Consider the following 228-nt stretch of genomic DNA (forward strand, 5'->3'; position numbering starts at 1 on the left):
CACCATCGCCCCGCCCGAAATCATCGATGTTGCCTGCGAAGTGGGCGTGGTGCGGCAGCTTACGAAGAATGTCTTCTTCAATTGCTGCGAGATGATCGACAAGCTCACCGAAAGCGGTCGCTGCGATCTGACGGTCGCCATGAACCTGTCGCCGCGCGAAATGGCGGGAGGTCGCATTCCGCACGAAATCCTGTCCCAGATGGAAAGGCGCGACCTGCCTGTTTCCAT

At 58.8% G+C, this 228-nt stretch carries 1 protein-coding gene; it reads left to right on the plus strand.

Features of this window, described 5'->3' with window-relative positions; translation table 11 throughout:
- Window positions 1-228, plus strand: a 228-nt coding sequence (locus tag SB719_RS23125) for a hypothetical protein (protein WP_412160187.1), incomplete at both ends; no start/stop codon positions are given.

Source organism: Pantoea sp. SIMBA_079, from assembly GCF_046940275.1.
Lineage (GTDB): Bacteria > Pseudomonadota > Gammaproteobacteria > Enterobacterales > Enterobacteriaceae > Pantoea > Pantoea borealis.